14 protein-coding genes are annotated in these 17,680 nt (G+C 51.7%); 11 read left to right on the top strand and 3 right to left on the bottom strand.

Annotated features, from left to right (window positions below):
• The first annotated feature begins 41 nt into the window (after positions 1 to 41).
• The 4 genes from DEF47_RS17420 (at position 42) to DEF47_RS17435 (ending at position 4,765) form a co-directional block, all read left to right on the top strand.
• Complete coding sequence (locus DEF47_RS17420) at positions 42 to 1,313, top strand: acyl-CoA dehydrogenase family protein (protein ID WP_012188513.1); 1,272 nt, start codon at positions 42 to 44, stop codon at positions 1,311 to 1,313.
• A gap of 67 nt (positions 1,314 to 1,380) precedes the next feature.
• Positions 1,381 to 2,532, top strand: coding sequence for an oxygenase MpaB family protein (locus DEF47_RS17425; protein ID WP_012188512.1), 1,152 nt, complete (start codon positions 1,381 to 1,383; stop codon positions 2,530 to 2,532).
• Positions 2,533 to 2,612: 80 nt separating this feature from the next.
• Positions 2,613 to 3,917 (top strand): phytoene desaturase family protein, encoded by a 1,305-nt coding sequence (locus DEF47_RS17430; protein ID WP_012188511.1) that lies wholly within the window; start codon positions 2,613 to 2,615, stop codon positions 3,915 to 3,917.
• Positions 3,914 to 4,765 carry an RNA polymerase sigma-70 factor gene (locus tag DEF47_RS17435; protein ID WP_012188510.1) on the top strand — a complete coding sequence of 284 codons (852 nt, stop codon included), beginning with the start codon at positions 3,914 to 3,916 and terminating at the stop codon, positions 4,763 to 4,765. Before DEF47_RS17430 ends, DEF47_RS17435 begins: the two co-directional genes overlap by 4 nt.
• A gap of 169 nt (positions 4,766 to 4,934) precedes the next feature.
• Here the strand turns inward: DEF47_RS17435 and DEF47_RS17440 are convergent, their stop codons facing one another.
• Positions 4,935 to 5,405: an SRPBCC family protein gene (locus tag DEF47_RS17440; RefSeq protein ID WP_012188509.1), complete on the bottom strand. Its 471-nt coding sequence runs from the start codon at positions 5,403 to 5,405 to the stop codon at positions 4,935 to 4,937.
• Positions 5,406 to 5,600: 195 nt separating this feature from the next.
• On the opposite strand from DEF47_RS17440, the gene DEF47_RS17445 reads away from it, so the two are divergent.
• From DEF47_RS17445 to rdgB, 4 genes are all read left to right on the top strand, one after another.
• Positions 5,601 to 6,041, top strand: a complete 441-nt coding sequence (locus tag DEF47_RS17445; RefSeq protein ID WP_012188508.1) for a GNAT family N-acetyltransferase — start codon at positions 5,601 to 5,603, stop codon at positions 6,039 to 6,041.
• Positions 6,042 to 6,170: 129 nt separating this feature from the next.
• Positions 6,171 to 7,403, top strand: coding sequence for a threonine ammonia-lyase (gene ilvA, locus DEF47_RS17450; RefSeq protein ID WP_041304061.1), 1,233 nt, complete (start codon positions 6,171 to 6,173; stop codon positions 7,401 to 7,403).
• A 47-nt stretch (positions 7,404 to 7,450) separates the two neighbouring features.
• Positions 7,451 to 8,257, top strand: a complete 807-nt coding sequence (locus DEF47_RS17455) for an HAD family hydrolase (RefSeq protein ID WP_012188506.1) — start codon at positions 7,451 to 7,453, stop codon at positions 8,255 to 8,257.
• A gap of 11 nt (positions 8,258 to 8,268) precedes the next feature.
• Positions 8,269 to 8,868 (top strand): RdgB/HAM1 family non-canonical purine NTP pyrophosphatase, encoded by a 600-nt coding sequence (gene rdgB / locus DEF47_RS17460; RefSeq protein WP_012188505.1) that lies wholly within the window; start codon positions 8,269 to 8,271, stop codon positions 8,866 to 8,868.
• A 186-nt stretch (positions 8,869 to 9,054) separates the two neighbouring features.
• Here the strand turns inward: rdgB and DEF47_RS17465 are convergent, their stop codons facing one another.
• Entirely contained in the window at positions 9,055 to 10,932 is a 1,878-nt protein-coding gene (locus tag DEF47_RS17465) for an ABC transporter ATP-binding protein (protein WP_012188504.1), read from the bottom strand.
• A 4-nt stretch (positions 10,933 to 10,936) separates the two neighbouring features.
• The gene (locus DEF47_RS17470; RefSeq protein ID WP_041305451.1) at positions 10,937 to 12,853 is read right to left on the bottom strand and encodes an ABC transporter transmembrane domain-containing protein; all 1,917 of its coding nucleotides are present in this window, start codon (positions 12,851 to 12,853) and stop codon (positions 10,937 to 10,939) included.
• A 470-nt stretch (positions 12,854 to 13,323) separates the two neighbouring features.
• Between DEF47_RS17470 and DEF47_RS17475 the strand changes: the two genes are divergently transcribed.
• The 3 genes from DEF47_RS17475 to purN all read left to right on the top strand — a co-directional run bounded on the left by DEF47_RS17475 (position 13,324) and on the right by purN (position 17,680).
• Positions 13,324 to 15,723, top strand: a complete 2,400-nt coding sequence (locus DEF47_RS17475; RefSeq protein ID WP_012188502.1) for a tetratricopeptide repeat protein — start codon at positions 13,324 to 13,326, stop codon at positions 15,721 to 15,723.
• A gap of 77 nt (positions 15,724 to 15,800) precedes the next feature.
• Positions 15,801 to 17,063: a phosphoribosylamine--glycine ligase gene (purD, locus tag DEF47_RS17480; protein WP_012188501.1), complete on the top strand. Its 1,263-nt coding sequence runs from the start codon at positions 15,801 to 15,803 to the stop codon at positions 17,061 to 17,063.
• Complete coding sequence (gene purN, locus DEF47_RS17485) at positions 17,060 to 17,680, top strand: phosphoribosylglycinamide formyltransferase (protein WP_012188500.1); 621 nt, start codon at positions 17,060 to 17,062, stop codon at positions 17,678 to 17,680. The genes purD and purN overlap by 4 nt, the downstream gene beginning before the upstream one ends.

Here is a 17,680-nt window from a genome sequence, read left to right on the forward strand (position 1 = left end):
CTTTTGACTTTTGATTTCTGCCTTAATACATGGGGGTTCTCATGGCGATTGATTTTAAATTATCCGAAAGCATTGATACCCAACGCCAAATGGCGCAGATGGTTGCCGAACAAATGATGCGGCCTGTTTCACGCCATTTCGATGAGCACGAACACGATATTCCATGGGATTATATCAATGCGATGTGGCCAATTATGCGCCAAAATCCAATGTTTGGTGCTGTTGATAAACCGGAAACTGCAACCGACCCCAGCAAACCCAAAAAGCCCAAAACAGGCAATGTGCGCATGGTGCATTTGATCGAGGCGCTTTCGTGGGGCGATGCAGGTATGTATCTGACCACTCCAGGCGGCGCGTTGGGTGGAGCTGCCGTCGCCGCTGCTGGCACCAACGACCAAAAAAATCGCTTCTTGGCACGCTTCGGCGAGAGCGAAACTCCGGTTTGGGGTTCGATGGCGATGACCGAGCCACAAGCTGGCTCGGATACCTCGGCAATTCGCACCACCGCCGTGCGCGATGGTGATTCGTGGATCTTAAACGGCGAAAAGATTTATTGTACTGGCGGTCGTTTGTCGCTCGAAGAATCACAAGGTTTGGTGGTGGTTTGGGCGACGGTCGATCCCAAATTGGGTCGCGCTGGAATGAAGGCTTTTGTGGTCGAAGCTGGCACACCAGGCATGCAAGTAACCAAGCTTGAGCACAAGATGGGGATTCGCGCCAGCGATACCGCCGCAGTTGTATTCACCGATTGCCGCATTCCATTTGATAACGTGCTCGGCAACCCCGAAATTCCGAAGGCCGAGGCAACAGCTGCCAGCGCTGACGCGCCCAAGGGCTTCAAAGGTGCGATGAAAACCTTCGATGCCACCCGCCCAGCCGTGGCTGCTTCAGCCTTGGGGATCGCCCGCGCCGCCTTGGAATTGTTGCGCGAACAACTTAGCCTTGCTGGCATCCCAATCCGCGACGATGTGCCAGTTAATGAGATGAGCGCGATCGAACGTGATGTGTTGGAATTAGAAGCCCAGCACAAAGCAGCGTGGTTGCTCACCCTCAAAGCCGCTTGGATGATGGATTCGGGTGAAGCCAACACCGTCGAAGCCTCAGCCTGCAAAGTCAAAGCTGGCGAAGCTGCAACCGTCATCACCCAAAAAGCGGTTGAACTCTTGGGGCCATTAGGCTACACGCGCGAACTGCTAGCTGAAAAGTGGATGCGCGATGCCAAGATCAACGACATTTTTGAAGGCACTGGCCAAATCAACCGCTTGATCATTGCCCGCCGGATTTTGGGCTTCTCGTCACGCGAATTGAAATAGGCTTTACTATTGAGCACGTGCTGGTTTGCCAGTACGTGCTTTTTGATTTTTAGCCAAGAGGTCGTCCATGCAAGCCCCTGCGAGCGTTATCAACCATGCCAAACTTCAAGCCACCTTTGGTCAAGCCAGCTTCGAACAACTCGTCCAAGCCACCTATCAGGGCGATCCATTAGCCGATGCAGTGATTGCTGAATTTGCTCAATGTGGGCGAACTGCCCGCCAAGTGCTACAAACCGGCTTGGTTGAAGGGCTGGCTCAGATTGAGGGCGATTTTCCGGCAATTCGCGCCTTTGTTGCTGCCGCCGAAAGCTTGCCCGCTTGGGTTGAAGTTTCACGGCTTGAACGCGGAGCACAAGCCTATTGCTCAATCGGCGTGCTTTGGCTAACCTTGGCGCTCGGCCCAGGTTCGTTGGTGCATACCTACAGCGCTCCGACCATCGCCGATCTGTTGGTGCAAACAGGCGATCTTGAGCATATGGCGACCAAACGGATCATCGAAACGGGCACGTGGGGCATGGCGATCGCCATTCCACAGCAACTGCAACGCGGCGGCTTGGGCTACGTGCATAGTTTGCAAGTACGCTTGTTGCATGCCCAAATCCGCAGCGCCATGCTCAAACGCGGCTGGGATCAAACCAAAACGGGCTTGCCGATTAATCAGCTTGAAATGGTACGAACGTGGCTCGATTTTACCTATGTGCCATTTACCGCGCTGGCACGTTTTGGTATCGATTTCACTGCCGCTGAATTAAGCGATTTGTATCATCTGTGGCGCTATATTGGCTATTTACTAGGAATTGACCCCAGCATTTACCAGCATGTCGTCGATCAAGCCTCGGCAGCAGGTTTGTTGGCATGGGTTGATGGTAGTATGCAGCCGCCCAATGCTAACTCACGCCGTTTGACCGCCGCTATGATCCAAGCAGTGAGTGAATTGGTGCAACCGTTGATCAAGCGTTCGTTTAAATTTTCGTTTGCCTTGGTAACCGCGCTGACTCACCATTTTCATGGTCGCCAACTTTCGCAACAACTGGGCATCAAACGTTCATGGATTAGCCTGCTGGTTCCATTGGTTGTTTTGGCAAATCGTTGGCAACGCCGTAAATTGCGCCGCAATCCCAACGCTTGGCAAACCCAAATTCAGGCTACCGCTGCCGATTTTCGCGAACGAGTGGTCAATGCCAACCCAACTGCCTATCAACCCAAAAAAGATGGCTAAAATCAAATAGCTTGCATGTCACATTGCAGGCTACTCAATCGTCATAGCTCTAGAATGTTTTTTACAAACTGGAGTTAACGATGCATACGCAAAAACCGGTGGTGGTGATTGGCGGTGGGTTGGCAGGCCTGACGGCGGCAAATTATCTGGCGCGGGCAGGCAAACAGGTGATCATTTTGGAGCGGGCTAAGCACTTGGGCGGGCGTGCTCGAACTAATCGTGAGCATGGCTTTGAGATTAATTTTGGCCCGCATGCTTTATATTTGAAGGGTGCTGGAGCACGCGTGCTACGCGAATTAAACGTGTTGCCATTTGGCTCGAAGCCGATCGCACCCGACGTGCTGTTGGCTGAGCAACAGCTTTATCCAACCAAATCAATTAAAGCAGCACTCAGTACATCGTTGCTCAATCGCCGCGCCAAATGGCAATTTTTGCGTAGCTTTGCCAAACTTCCATTCACCAACCCAACGCATTATGCCGATCGCAGCTTTGCCCAATGGATCGCGCAGCAAGCCGATGAGCCACGCGCTCGCCAATTGTTGGCGATGTTTGGGCGTTTGACCACCTATGGCGCTGCTAACGACCTGCAAAGTGCTGCTGCCACCCTCGAAAATATCAAAACTGGCTTGGCTGGAGTGTTATATGTTGATCATGGTTGGCAAGTGATCGTTGAATCGTTGATCAACAAAGCGCGGCAAACAGGCGTTGAACTACGCACCAGCCAACGGGTTCAAGCAATCCAGCCAAGCCATGCAGGGGTGACAATTCAACTAGCTGATGGGACGAATATTCAAGCCGAAGCAGTGGTTTTGGCGGTTACGCCGCAGGCAGCCAACGAATTAATCGGCACAAGCCAGCACTTTCAGCGCCACTATCAACGGTTGTTGCCGATTACCGCCGCTTGTTTGGATGTGGGCTTGCGCCAATTGCCCCAACCACAGCGACGCTTTTTGCTCGGCGTTGATCGGCCTTATTATGCGGTTGCCCACTCTAGCTATGCCAAACTTGCCACTCAAGGTCAAGCATTAATTCATGTGATGAAATATCTCGACCCGCGCCAAACCTATGATCCCAAGCAAACCCGCGCCGAATTAGAACAATTATTGGATCAATATCAGGCTGGCTGGCGTGATCAACTGGTTACCAACCAATTTTTGCCGTCGATCACCGTTAGCTATGATACACCGCAGGTGCAATTTGGCGGCTTGGCGGGGCGAACACCCGTGGTTTTGAATGATTGCCCGAACGTTTATTTGGCGGGCGATTGGGTCGGAATCGAGGGTCAATTGGCCGATGCCAGCTTTGCCAGCGGCTACACCGCAGCCAAACAGCTGCTGCAACCAGCCACTCAAAGCCAGATGCGCAGCGTAGGAGCTTTGGCATGAACCATGTTGAGCTATTCGAAAGCTATCGCGGCTACGTGTTTGGCATTGCCTATCGCATGCTTGGCAGCGTGATGGATGCCGAAGATTGTTTGCAAGAGACCTTTTTGCGCTGGCAAAGCCATGCCGAGCAAGTTGAAAACCCACGGGCTTGGCTGGCAACCGTGGCAACGCGCTGGTGCCTTGATCAGCTTAACACGGCACGCCATCAACGTGAGCAATACATCGGCGAATGGTTGCCAGAACCATTAATTATCGCCGCGCCTAGCAGTAACGTAGAACAACTCGAATCGTTATCAACCGCATTTTTGGTGCTGCTTGAACGGCTTTCGCCAGCTGAACGCGCAGTTTTCTTGCTACACAAAGTTTTTGGCTACGAATATAGCGAAATTGCCGAGATTGTGGGCAAAACTCCAGCGGCCTGTCGCCAACTTGGCCATCGGGCCGCCGACCATGTGGCCCAAGCTCGTCCACGCTTCAAGGTTGAGCCAAGCGTGCAGCAACGGCTGAGCGAACAATTTTTACAAAGTTGTGCAACTGGCGATTTAAATGGCTTGATGAGTTTGCTTACCGAGGATGTTGTATTGCGCAGCGATGGCGGCGGCGTAGTCCAAGCAGCGCGGAACCCAATTTATGGGCCGACGGCAGTTGGGCGTTTCTTGCTCGGCGTATTGCCCAAATTGCCTGCCAATAGCATATTTGAGCCACGCCTGATCAATGGTCAAGCTGGGTTTGTAGCACTGGTCGATGGGCAGGCCAGCGGCACGTTAATCTTAGATATGCTTGATCAACAGATTGCTGGGATTTATATTATGCTCAACCCGCAAAAATTACAGCATCTTAAGCCTTGAACTACTTGTCATGGATCGTTGAGTTGGCAACCCATGACATGCCTGCATCCCCTGCCCCTGCCCTGCTCCCGCACGCGAGGTGAGGGAAATCCCTCGATCATGAAGTTTGGAAAGCCCCTCGCCCGCCGCAGTGGGAGAGGGGTTGGGGGTGAGGGTATGTACTCAATCGTTAGGTACTTTGGGCACGATATTGATTGCTGCGCAGGTATTGATTGAAGGTCTCAAATTCGGCCAAATACATCTTGCGTAACAATCCAGGTGATAAAAAGCGCTCGATCAAACCCATCAGGCCGGGTTTTGGCTCAGATCGAGTGTGCAAAGTTAGCTTCGAGCGATTTTCACCATCGGGCGTAACCGTAAACGTGGTGATAATCCCCAAATCATAATCAGTTTCGACCAACACACTGCCTGGGCTTGGCTCGGTCACGTGCATACGCATGGTTTGCTTGCGACCAAAGGCTTCGGTTTCAGTGACAAAAATCGTGCCCTTGCCAATGCCGCCTTGCTCAACTGTCAGGCTTTTAAAATATTTCTTCGGCACAATATGTGGATGCCCATCGCGATAATCAGCAATAATTTGATACACCAGTTCGGCGGGGGCTTCGATCTCCCCGGTAATTTCAAAAATAATTGGTTTCATAGCACTTAGCTCCTCACTAAAATACTTAAGCATTAAAGGCTACTATCGATCAAAAATCAAACAGACCTAACCTAGACGAAACAGGAACTCGATCTGTGACATGCCAATTAATGCGCTATTCTAGGCCGAATTATGGTACGATACTAGCTACCATAGTCGGATATTAATTGTGTGCAGCCGCACGAAGGAGTTGCGATGCAAATTATCCAAGCGAGTTTGGATGAACTTGAGCGCCTTGTACCATTATTTGATGGCTACCGCCAATTTTATCGTCAAACAAGCGATCTTGCTGCCGCCCGCGCATTTTTACACCAAAGGCTGAGCAATAACGAATCGATCATCTTTTTGGCGCAAACTCCTGAGGCTGGTTTAGGCTTCTGCCAACTGTACCCTAGTTTTTCATCGGTTTCAATGCAGCGCTTATGGATTTTAAACGATCTGTTTGTGGCAGAACATGCCCGTGGCCAAGGTGTGGCTTCAGGCTTGCTGAATGTGGCTCGTGATTGGGCCGTTAGCACCAATAGTAAAGGACTCGTATTAGAAACCGAAGCGAGCAATACAAGCGCTCAACGGCTCTACGAGCAGCATGGCTGGCAACGAGATCTGGCCGAGTACTATTACTTTCTCAACGTCTAACCGTTATTCAATCGTTTACCAACTAGCCAAAAATCCAAAGTGGCTATGGTACAATAGCCCCATTGACTCGCAACGATGCGGGTCAATCCTCATTGTGGAGGATTTGAACTCACCATGGTAGAAAAGTCTATGCCAACGATTGATGACATTTATGCCGCAGCCCATGTTTTAGGCTCGATTATCACCCAAACGCCGCTCTTGCCAGCTGAACAACTGAGCCAAGAGCTTGGTGGCCAAATTATTTACAAAGCCGAAAATACTCAACGTGCTGGTTCGTTCAAAGTGCGTGGAGCGTATACCAAAATCAATTCGCTCTCCGATGAAGAAAAAGCCCGTGGCGTAATTACCCATTCGGCAGGCAACCATGCCCAAGGCGTGGCCCTCGCTGCTCAATTGAATGGCATTAAAGCTACCGTCGTGATGCCGGAATTTGCCCCATTGGCCAAAATTACGTCGGCCCAACGTATGGGTGCAGAGGTTATTTTGCATGGAGCTTCGTTTGATGATGCTGGGTCGTATGCCCGCGAACTGCAAGCCCAAACTGGCGCAACCTATGTCCATGCCTTCGACGATCCCTTTACAATTGCTGGCCAAGGCACGCTCGGCTTAGAAATTGCCGACCAACTGCCCGACCAAGGCGGCACGGTCGTCGTACCAATCGGCGGTGGCGGGATGATGGCAGGGATTGCCCTGGCCTTGCGTTCGCTGCGCCCCAATGTGCGATTGATTGGGGTGCAGGCAGCAGGCTGCCCATCGATGATCGCCTCGCAGCAAGCAGGCAAGCCAATTGCTGTGCCCCATGCCGCGACCATCTGTGATGGAATTGCGGTCAAACGCCCAGGCGAATTGACCTTGCCGATTATCAATCAATTAGTTGATGATATTGTAACGGTTGATGACGATGCAGCAGCGCGGGGCTTAGTGCATATTTTGCAATATAGCCGCATGGTGGTCGAGGGAGCAGGAGCAGTTGGCGTGGCCGCCTTGCTTGAAGGCGCAATTCGCTTGCGACCAAATGAGCCAACGTTGGTAGTGCTCAGCGGTGGCAATATCGATGGCAACTTCCTTGCTCGAATTATTGAGCAAGTTTTGGTCAAACAAGGTCGCTATTTACGCGTTCGGACTAGTGTTCCTGATCGTCCGGGAAATCTCGCTCCCTTAGTTAATGCGATTGCCCAGGCTGGGGCGAATGTGATCGATATTAGCCATCGGCGGGCAGTGTGGCAACTCCCGCTTGATCGGGTGGGAATAGAGATGATTCTCGAAGTGCGCGATGAAGCGCATGGCCAATCTATCATTGACATGTTGGAAACACACGGCTATCACATCGAGCGTTTTGGCCAGCGTGTGTGGCCGGTGTAATCGATGGTTGATGCGAATGCTCGCATGAACTATCTACGGTAGGGCTTATGCCAATTCGAATGATTGCAACCGATATTGACCTTACCCTGCTTGATGACCGCGGCCAATTGCCCCCGACCAATATCGAGGCGTTGGCCTTGGCTGCTCGTCAAGGGATTCGCGTGGTTTTAGCCACTGCCCGCCGTCGTGAAGCTGCCCAAGAAGTTGCCCAGCGTTTGCATATTCCAACTGCGCTGGTTTGCCATAATGGCGCGCGTATTTGGGATGAACGTGGGCGCGAAATTGCCCATCACACCATCGATTTGGAGTTGGCTCAGCGCATCGCGGCCATGGCCGATAAACGCAGTTTACCAGTGGTTTTCACGATTGATGAAACTAACTTTGTCACGGCCCAAGCCAGCAATTTAGTCGGCTCGCGTACCGTTTGTACGCCTGTATCATCACTTGAATTGATTGTGCGGCTGGCTCCCACCCGTATTTTATGCCATGGCGAGCTGGCAACCCGCGCAGTTGAAGAGATTTTGGGGCGTAATTCACAATTAAAGCAATTTCGCTATTTGCGCAGCACTGGTGAAGTTTATTCAGCAGTTATTTCGCATGCCGAGGCCACCAAAGAACGGGCCTTGGAACATCTCTGTCAGGCATGGAGTATTCAGCAAAGCGAGGTGCTAGCAATTGGCGATGCTGATGCTGATGTCGGGATGTTGCGCTGGGCTGGCGTTGGGGTTTCACTAACTGGCAGTATGCAGCAGGCCATCGAGGCCGCCGATTGGGTTGCACCTTCGGCGCGTTTCGGCGGAGTCGCCGTCGCGGTGCATCGTTATGTCTTACAACATCAAAATGTCCGTTCCTAGGGTAAGGATGTATGCAAAAGCTATTAATTGGTTCAAATAATGCCCATAAAGTCGGTGAACTGCGGGCAATTTTCAGTGGCTTGCCCTTTGAATTGCTAACCTTGGCCGATGCAGGCATCGATTATGAGGTTGAGGAAACGGGCACAACCTTTGTTGAAAATGCCCGTTTGAAGGCCGAAACCTATGCCCAAATCAGTGGCTTGCCAACCTTGGCCGACGATTCAGGGCTGGAAGTCGCAGCCCTTGATGGCAAACCTGGCATCTACACCGCCCGCTGGGCCTTGCCCGACCTAAATAACCCACATCGGGCTTACGCTCGGGTACTAGAAGAACTCAAAGGCAAGCCATTCCACGACCGAATTGCCCGTTTCGTCTGTGTAATTGCAATTGCTTGGCCCGGCCAACCAACCGAGGTGGTTGAGGGTATTCTGCCTGGGGTAATTGCCGAGGAGCCTCGCGGTGTTGGTGGTTTTGGCTATGATCCGGTGTTTTACCTTTTGGATTATGATAAGCATTTGGCAGAGCTTGACCCTGAGGAAAAAAACCGCATCAGCCATCGCGGCCAAGCCTGTGCACTTGCACGTGAGGTTTTGGAGCTTTTAGCCAAATAAGCTTTTGATCCACGAAGGGCACGAAGAGCACGAAAAATTCTGTTTCGTGTACTTTGTGCCCTTTATTTTCAATTCCGCACTTCTGCTTTAAGCACAAAACCACGAAGGATACAAAGAGCTGAATTATTGAAGAATACATTCTTCGTGCCCTTCGTATCCTTCGTGGATCAACAACAAACCGCTTTTCTAAACTGCTACTTCCTCTTCGCGCCGAAATTGGCTCATATACAAATCGTAGTATGCGCCCCGTTGCGCCAAGAGTTCGGTATGTGTGCCACGCTCGATCACTGCACCATCTTTGAGCATCAACACCAAATCGGCGTTGCGAATTGTACTCAAACGGTGGGCAATCACAAAGCTGGTTCGGCCTTGCAACAAGCTATCAAAGGCCTGCTGAATCAAGCGCTCGGTACGAGTATCAACACTCGAAGTCGCTTCATCCAAAATCAAAATACGTGGATTGGCCAGCGCAGCACGGGCAATCGAAATTAATTGACGTTGGCCTTGGCTCAAACCACCACCACGCTCGCCGAGCACCGTTTGGTAACCATCACTCAAACGCTCGATAAAATCGTGAGCCGAGGCTAATTTAGCCGCTGCAATCACTTCTTCATCGCTGGCATCGAGCCGCCCATAGCGAATATTGTTGATCACCGTATCGGAGAACAAGAACGAATCTTGTAGCACGATACCAATTTGGCGGCGCAAGCTAGCAGCTGTTACATCGCGCACATCGATTCCATCAATCTTAACTGCGCCACCAGTGACATCATAAAAACGTGGCAGCAAGTTGATGATTGTGGTTTTACCAGCTCCAGTCGGCCCCACAATCGCAATTGTTTGGCCTGGCTCAGCCGTAAAACTGACACCGCGCAACACGGGTTCGCCCTTTTTGTACTCAGCTTTAGCATCAACCAACTCAACTTTGCCCACAATCGCCGGCATTTCGCGAGCATCGGGCTTGTCGGTCACATCGGGAGCTTCATCGAGCAAATTGAAAATCCGTTCGCCGCCAGCAATCGCATTTTGCACGTTGGTCCACATCACAGCAATTTGCTGAATTGGTTGGTTGAAGCGTTGGACATATTGCAAAAAGGCAAATACCAAGCCCAAGGAAATTGCGGTCGAGCCAAATAATGGTTGATCGCGCAACACTGAAAGCCCGCCAACCACCACAACAATCGCAATCGCCACATAACCCAAGGCTTCGAGCACTGGGTTGAGCGCACTGGTAAAAGTGGCGGCCCGCACGTTGGCATCGCGATTGGCGGCGTTGGTACGCACAAATTGGGCGATGCTTTCTTCTTCGCGATTGAACGCTTGTACTTCCCGCGCTCCTGCGATGCTTTCTTGCAAGCCAGCGTTGACGCTACCCATCTGTTGACGAGTTTTGCGGAAGGCTTTGCGAGCTTGGCTTGAAAAATAGAAGGTTGCAATCGCCATAAACGGCACAACGCTCAAGCTCAGCAAAGCATACGGCACATTTTCTTGCAACATCTTGATGGCAACCCAGCCGATCAGCAAAATGCCGCCAAGCACGTTGAGCAAGGCAAAGCCCAGCATCTGCTGAATCGTATCGGTATCGCTGGTGATGCGGCTCATAATGTTGCCAGCTTCATTGCGTGAGTAAAAACCCAACGACAAGCGATGAATCTGAGCAAATAGATCTTCGCGCATTTGGCGCAGGGCATGCTGGCCCGACCAGTTCATGGCATAAAAGGCCAAGCCCTGCAAAATCGATGTGCCAATGAACAAGCCACACAACAACAGCACCAACGAGCCAAGTCCACTCAAACGATCAGCATTGCTAATCTCGCTGTTGATCGTATCAAACCAGCAGGCGCTGGGGTTGGGCAGCAAATAGCAATCGATCGATTGGCCGATCAAATCGGGAGTAAGCACCTGACCCCATGTGCCGATAACAATTAATAGAATGGCAAAGGCAAAGCCAAACCATTTTTTGCGAAAGTAAAACCCAAAGCGAGCCAGCGTCGCACCTAAGCGTTGGGGCTTCTGAGCTTCGGCTTCGAGTAAGTGGCGGGGACCGCCTAATCCACCCATCATAGCGCTAAGCCTCCTCAACGCTTGAGCTTTCAAGCGCTGCAATGTCGGCATCGCCGACCAGTTGTGAATTGTAAATTTCGGCGTAGATGGCGCTACTTTCCATTAATTCTTCATGGTTGCCACGCGCCACGACTTGGCCTTTTTCGAGCACCAAAATTTGGTCGGCATTCAAAACGGTGCTAATCCGTTGGGCAATTACCACGCTGGTGCGGCCTTGCATCAATTGATCAAGCGCCTTTTGAATCCGATATTCAGTCATCAAGTCAACGCTGCTGGTCGAATCATCCAAAATTAAGAGCCGTGGATTGAGCAACAAAGCGCGGGCAATTGCGATCCGTTGCTTTTGACCACCAGACAAGGTTGCACCACGTTCGCCAACCGAGGTATCGTAGCCTTGCGGGAAAGTCATAATAAAATCGTGAGCTGATGCAGCTTTAGCGGCTGCCTCAACTTCTTCAAATGTCGCCTCAGGCCGCCCGAAAGCGATGTTATCGCGAATTGAACCACTAAACAGATTGGTTTCTTGCAGCACAATCCCAATCTGCGAGCGCAAGCTATCAAGTTTGACATCGCGCAAATCATGACCATCGATCAAGACTGCGCCTTCGCTGACATCGTAAAAGCGTGGCAGCAAGTTGATGATCGTCGATTTGCCGCTACCAGTTGCGCCGAGCAAGGCGATGGTTTGGCCTGGTTTGGCCTCGAAACTCACATCACGAAGCACTGGATCGCTGCTACCAAAGTAGCGGAAGGTTACATTGCGAAATTCAACATTACCTTGAATGGCAGGCAATTCTTGGGCATCAGGTTTGTCGGTAATTTCGCTCTTGGCATCGAGAATTTCGAAAATCCGCGAGGCCGAAGCCCCAGCCTGCGCCATCAGCGAGATAATAAAGCCAAGCTGACCCAAGGGAAAAAACACATAGACCAAGTACAAGCTAAATTTTTGATATTCACCTAAATCAAGCGTGCCGCCCAAAATTTGGCGACCGCCGAAATAGAGAATTCCCGCTTGGCCAAGTTGGGCCACCAAAAAGATTACCGGAAACAAAAACGAAAAGACTTTGCTAATTCGCAGTTGTTGCGACATCAAATCGGTTGCCGCCAGATCAAAGCGTTGCGATTCATATGGCTCGCGGGTAAACGCCTTGACAACTTTGATCCCCGCTAGGTTTTCTTGCAAAATCGTGTTAAGCGCCGAAAGTTTGCGTTGCACCACCCCAAACAAAGGCTGACTGACCTTGCCAAAGATCATAAACATGACCATGGCGACGGGCAACAAGGGTACAACCACTAATGAAAGCTTCCAATTGGTGAAGAACAAAATCACCAACGCGCCAACCAAGAGCAACAACGCTTGAGCAGTTAAAATCAAACCTTGGGCAATGAAGGTTCGCACTTTTTCCACATCATCGGTAGCGCGAATCATCAATTGGCCTGTTTGATTTTGATCGTAGTAGGAGAATGAAAGGCGTTGCACCCGCGCAAAAATCTGATTGCGCAGATCAAACGCCACACCTTGCGAGGTTTTTTCAGCCATATAGGCTTGCACAAACGAGAAAATTCCACGCATAAACGCAAAAGCCACAATAATCAACGCCGCATTAATCAACAACGATTCAGCATTGGTTTGATCAAGCCGCAATTGTTCGATAGTCGTGCCCGCTTGTTGGGCAGCGGCAGCTTGCATAGGCTCAGGCACTTGCTTGAAAATAATTCGCGCAATTGAGCCGCTGGTTACCGCATCGATCATGTTTTGCACCAATTGCGGCACTGCCAATTGGGCTAAGGTTGCGAGTGCCAAGGCCACATAGGCCAGAATCGCCGATTTACGCTGAGCACCAAGGTAGGCGATCGCACGACCAAGCCCCCCCGACCCACCGCCAGCTTTCTGACCACGCTGTGCTTGGGGTTTTCCCATTTGTGCTTGCACGTTGCACATCCTTACAATTTCAATTAGTTAGCTGAACTAACTAATTGTACGCCTAGTTTCAAAAAGATCAATCATACTCTAGTACGAGAAAGTGGTATGGATGTGTTGATCCACGAAGGACACGAAGCACACGAAGGAGGGAAACGGAAACCACGAAGCACACGAAGCACACGAAGATGAGGCTATAGGCTATGAGTTACCCTCACCCCCAGCCCCTCTCCCACTGCGGCGGGCGAGGGGCGCTCTTGGGATGGGTTCCCCCTCGCCTGCTAGGCGGGAGAGGTGGTCAGGGGGTGAGGGCATGCTGGCCGTTGTTCATCTGATAAACCATTACATCTATGCCCTTCATCCCTCATCCTTCATCCTTCATCCTTTCCCCGATCCGCTATGTTCTGCGGCAGGCTTGCACTATAATAGAGTTGTGAGGTGTGTTGTGCATCACTGATAGGATTAAGCCGATGGGAATTCCACGCCATATTCCATTACCAGTTACACCGCTGCTTGGCCGCATCCAAGAAATGGCGCAACTTGAGCAGCTTTTGCCCGATCCCACAATTCGTCTTGTTACCTTGGTTGGGCCTGGTGGCGCGGGCAAGACGCGCTTAGCACTCGAAGCAGGCCGCACAGTCTGCGAGCAATTTGCCGATGGCGCGTTATTTGTCAGTTTGGCCCATGTCTATGATGTTGATCTGGTGCTACCAACCCTAGCCCAAGCCTTCAACCTCAGTCGGCTGGGCAATCAGTCGCTCTTGGCCAGCGTTGGGGCGTGGCTAGCCGACCAAGAATTATTGCTGATTTTAGATAATTTGGAGCAGGTGATCGATGTTGCCGCCTTGTTGGTGCAGCTGTTGGCCTTGGCTCCCAAATTAACCTTGTTGGTGACCAGCCGCGAAGTATTAAATGTGCAGGGCGAATATCGCTTGCCAGTGCCACCGCTCAGCCTGCCACCCAGCAGCCAACCCATGGCAATCGAGCAATTAAGTGAATTTAGCGCAACCCGCTTATTTATTGAACGAGCCAAAGCTGCTCGCCCCCACATTCCACTAAATGCCAATGATGCCCAAAGTATTGCCACAATTTGTCAGCGCCTCGATGGCTTGCCCTTGGCGATTGAGTTGGTTGCGGCCTATACCAAGGTTTTTACCCCGCAAGAATTATTAACCCGCTTCAGTTATAGCCTCGATGTGCCAGTTGGCGGCGCACGCGATTTGCCCAACCGCCAGCAAACGTTGCGCCAATGCATCGATTGGAGCTACCAACGTTTGACTCCTGAGGAACAAACGGTTTTTTGTTATCTCAGTGTACTCGTTAGTAGCTGGACGATGGCTGCCGTTGAGCAAATTTGCGCAGGTCAGGCTAATGTCGTAGCAACCGTTTTAGCCTTGGTCAATAAAAGTTTGGTAGTCGAGCAAACCACCCACGATGGCCAAACTCGCTTTACCATGTTACATACCATCGCTGAATTTGCCCGTGAGCAAGCAGTGCTACGCGAGGATTTTCAAACGATCTGCCAACGCCATGCCAGTTATTATTTGCAGATGGTCGCCCAAGCCGCGCCGCATTTGCGCGATCAGCAACAAGCGCTTTGGTTACGTCAACTTGATGCCGAGCAAGGCAATATTTATGCAGCTCTCCAATGGACGCTTGATCATGCCGTGGTTGAATCAATTGAACTCTTTCCATCAATTAATCTGTGGATCACCTATCGCCGTCGTCATGGCGATGTTTGGTGGATAGGGCGCATGCTTGAGGCTAGCAGTAACATCCGCTCAGGCGCACGGGTCGAAACGCTTTCCACGGCGGGCTGGTTTATTCTCAATCAAGGCTTATTTGCCCAAGCCGAAACAATTTTTGAGCAGGCGTTGAGCCTCGCCCGCGATTTGCAAATTCCCATGAGCATTGGCTTGGCCCTGCATGGCGTTGGCGAAATTGCCTATCATCGCGGCGATTATGCCCAAGCAATCACGCTCTACGAGGAAAGTGTGCAAATTTTCGAGCAGCTTGATGATCATAATGAATTGGCTTGGTCGCTTGATCATTTGGGGCGGGCGTGTATTCAGCAAGGTCAATGGAAACGCGCTGCGCTGTTGTTTGCTCGTGCTCATCAGCTTTTTGCGCGCTTGGGTCATTTGTGGGGCGATGCCTTTGCGCTCAATCATTGTGGCATCGTCGCCGCCGCCCAACAAGATTATGATCAAGCTCAACATTTTATCGAAGCCAGCATTGCAATCGCTGAGCAATTGCACGATCCATGGCATCGCGCCGAGGGCTTGCATCAATTAGGATTAATCGCTTTGGCCCGCCAACAGCACGATCAAGCATTAACTGCCTTATACGAAAGCTTCAGCCTACGCCGCCAACATCAACTCTTGCCGATGATCGCGAGTTCACTCGAAGCCTTGGCGCGGGTCGCCCAAGCTCAACACCATTGGTCGTGGGCGGTGCAATTGAGCAGTCGCGCTGCTAGTTTACGCTTGCAAAGTGGCGAGCCTATGCCAGCCACCGAGCAACGCATTCAACAACAGGTCTTGGATGAAGCCAAAAAATTGTTGGGCGAACCGCAATATCACCACGATTGGGAGCAAGGCCAACAGCTAGAATTGGATATGGTAACGTTACGTCAACCGACCCCGCAAACGCCAACCCCGCTGTTGACCAAACGCGAACATGAATTATTGACCTTGATTGCCCAAGGCAAAAGCAATAGCGAAATTGCCCTAGAATTGGTGCTTAGCCCATTTACCGTGAACAATCATTTGCGGGCGATTTATCGTAAATTGGGCGTTTCGACGCGGAGTGCAGCAGCCTACATTGCCCGCGAACGGGGCTTGCTCGAAAGCCTCGAACAGCGTGTTTAGGCCTGATCCGCAACTGGCTGTTCTCGGATTATAATAGGGCTTGAACCCGTTACGAGCCTATTGAGGATAGCAACGCAATGCGAGTATTACTTGTTGGAGCCGGCGGGCGTGAACATGCCCTAGCATGGAAAATCGCCCAATCGCCATTATGCGAACACCTGTGGATCGTCCCTGGTAATCCCGGCACGGCAACGCTTGGTACAAACGTCGATTTAGCCGCAGACGATGCTGCTGGCATTGTGGGTTTAGCCACCCGCGAACAGATAGATTTGGTGGTTGTCGGGCCAGAAGCGCCCTTGGTCGCAGGCTTAGGCGAGGTCTGCGAGGCTGTCGATTTGGCCATGTTTGGGCCTTCGTCTGAGGCCGCCCAACTTGAGGGCAGCAAAGCCTTCGCCAAAATGATTATGCTTGAGGCGGGCGTGCCAACCGCTGCTGCCCATACCTTCGATAACTCCGCCGCTGCAATCGCCTTTGTTGAAGCCGATCAACAGGCTTGGGTGGTTAAAGCTGATGGTTTGGCCGCTGGCAAGGGTGTGATCGTGCCCGAAGATGGCGATGTTGCCGCCACAATCAGCGCCATTCGCGAATTGGCCGCGACCAATGCTGGCACGCGCTTGGTGCTTGAAGAAAAACTAACTGGCCCCGAAGTTTCGTTATTGGCCTTATGCGATGGCGAACGGGCGATTCCGCTGATCGCCGCTCAAGACCACAAGCGCATCGGCGATAACGACACTGGCGGTAATACCGGCGGCATGGGATCATATGCGCCAGCCCCAATTTTGCCCTATGCCGAAGCGCAAGCCTTGGTTGATGTGATTTTCACGCCAGTGCTGCGCACCATGGCCGCTCGCCAAATTCCCTATCGTGGGGTGTTATATGCTGGTTTGATGCTCACCCCCAACGGCGTAAAAGTCATCGAATTTAATGCCCGCTTTGGCGACCCCGAAACCCAAGCCTTGCTGCCCTTGCTCAAAAGCGATTTGCTCGAACTGCTGCACAAGGTTGCCACCAGCAATTTGGCCGATGTCACAATCGAATGGCACGACGGCGCGGCGGTCTGTGTGGTGCTTTCGGCGGCAGGCTATCCCGCCAAACCACGCACCGGCGACGTGATCACTGGTTTAGATCGTTTGCCCAGCGATGTGCTAGCGTTTCAAGCGGGCACGGCCACCAATGCTCAAGGTGAGTTGGTAACCGCAGGCGGGCGGGTTTTGGGCATCACCGCAGTTGCGCCAACATTGCGCGAAGCCCGCGATAAAGCCTACGCCGCAACCGAATTGGTCGAATTTGCTGGCAAATATCAACGCAGCGATATCGCCGCACGGGGGTTAGCAGAATGATGCGGCTTGCCGTGATGGTATCGGGCAGTGGCTCCAATTTACAAGCCTTGATCGATGCTCAAAAATCGCACCAACTCAACGCCACAATCAAGGTGGTGATTTGCGACCAACCCAAAGCCCAAGCGATTAGTCGCACCTTGGAAGCACGGATTCCAGTGATCTGTGTGCCATTGGCAAAAAAAGCCAGCCGCGAGCAATGGGCCGCCCAAATTAGCGAATTACTGGCCGCTTTCAAACCCGATTTAGTTGTGATGGCAGGCTGGATGCGGGTAATGCCAGCCTCGTTTGTTGAACGCTGGACACCGAATATTATCAATCAGCACCCAGCTTTGTTGCCCCACGATGGCGGCGAATGCTATACGCTCAGCGATGGCCGCCAAATTCCGGCGATTCGCGGGGCGCATGCAGTACGCGATGCCTTGGCGCTGGGCGTGCCAGTTACTGGTTGCACGGTGCATCAAATTACGCCAATCGTTGATGTTGGCCCCGTTTTGGCGCAAGTTGAAGTTGCGGTCTTGCCCGACGATGATCAAGACAGTTTGCACGAACGAATCAAACAAGCTGAACGACGGATTTTAGTTGAAGTAATTAACAATTTAGCCCAAACAGTTGCCTAA

The sequence above is a fragment of the Herpetosiphon sp. genome (assembly GCF_003512625.1).
Lineage (GTDB): Bacteria > Chloroflexota > Chloroflexia > Chloroflexales > Herpetosiphonaceae > Herpetosiphon > Herpetosiphon aurantiacus.

Excerpts from the sequence above, each read along its gene's own strand:
- purN (WP_012188500.1), top strand. The coding sequence starts at position 17,060 with ATGATGCGGCTTGCCGTGATGGTATCGGGCAGTGGCTCCAATTTACAA.
- rdgB (WP_012188505.1), top strand. The coding sequence starts at position 8,269 with ATGCAAAAGCTATTAATTGGTTCAAATAATGCCCATAAAGTCGGTGAA.
- DEF47_RS17440 (WP_012188509.1), bottom strand. The coding sequence starts at position 5,405 with ATGAAACCAATTATTTTTGAAATTACCGGGGAGATCGAAGCCCCCGCC.
- DEF47_RS17470 (WP_041305451.1), bottom strand. The coding sequence starts at position 12,853 with ATGGGAAAACCCCAAGCACAGCGTGGTCAGAAAGCTGGCGGTGGGTCG.
- ilvA (WP_041304061.1), top strand. The coding sequence starts at position 6,171 with ATGCCAACGATTGATGACATTTATGCCGCAGCCCATGTTTTAGGCTCG.
- purD (WP_012188501.1), top strand. The coding sequence starts at position 15,801 with ATGCGAGTATTACTTGTTGGAGCCGGCGGGCGTGAACATGCCCTAGCA.
- DEF47_RS17475 (WP_012188502.1), top strand. The coding sequence starts at position 13,324 with ATGGGAATTCCACGCCATATTCCATTACCAGTTACACCGCTGCTTGGC.
- DEF47_RS17435 (WP_012188510.1), top strand. The coding sequence starts at position 3,914 with ATGAACCATGTTGAGCTATTCGAAAGCTATCGCGGCTACGTGTTTGGC.
- DEF47_RS17420 (WP_012188513.1), top strand. The coding sequence starts at position 42 with ATGGCGATTGATTTTAAATTATCCGAAAGCATTGATACCCAACGCCAA.
- DEF47_RS17445 (WP_012188508.1), top strand. The coding sequence starts at position 5,601 with ATGCAAATTATCCAAGCGAGTTTGGATGAACTTGAGCGCCTTGTACCA.
- DEF47_RS17430 (WP_012188511.1), top strand. The coding sequence starts at position 2,613 with ATGCATACGCAAAAACCGGTGGTGGTGATTGGCGGTGGGTTGGCAGGC.
- DEF47_RS17425 (WP_012188512.1), top strand. The coding sequence starts at position 1,381 with ATGCAAGCCCCTGCGAGCGTTATCAACCATGCCAAACTTCAAGCCACC.
- DEF47_RS17455 (WP_012188506.1), top strand. The coding sequence starts at position 7,451 with ATGCCAATTCGAATGATTGCAACCGATATTGACCTTACCCTGCTTGAT.
- DEF47_RS17465 (WP_012188504.1), bottom strand. The coding sequence starts at position 10,932 with ATGATGGGTGGATTAGGCGGTCCCCGCCACTTACTCGAAGCCGAAGCT.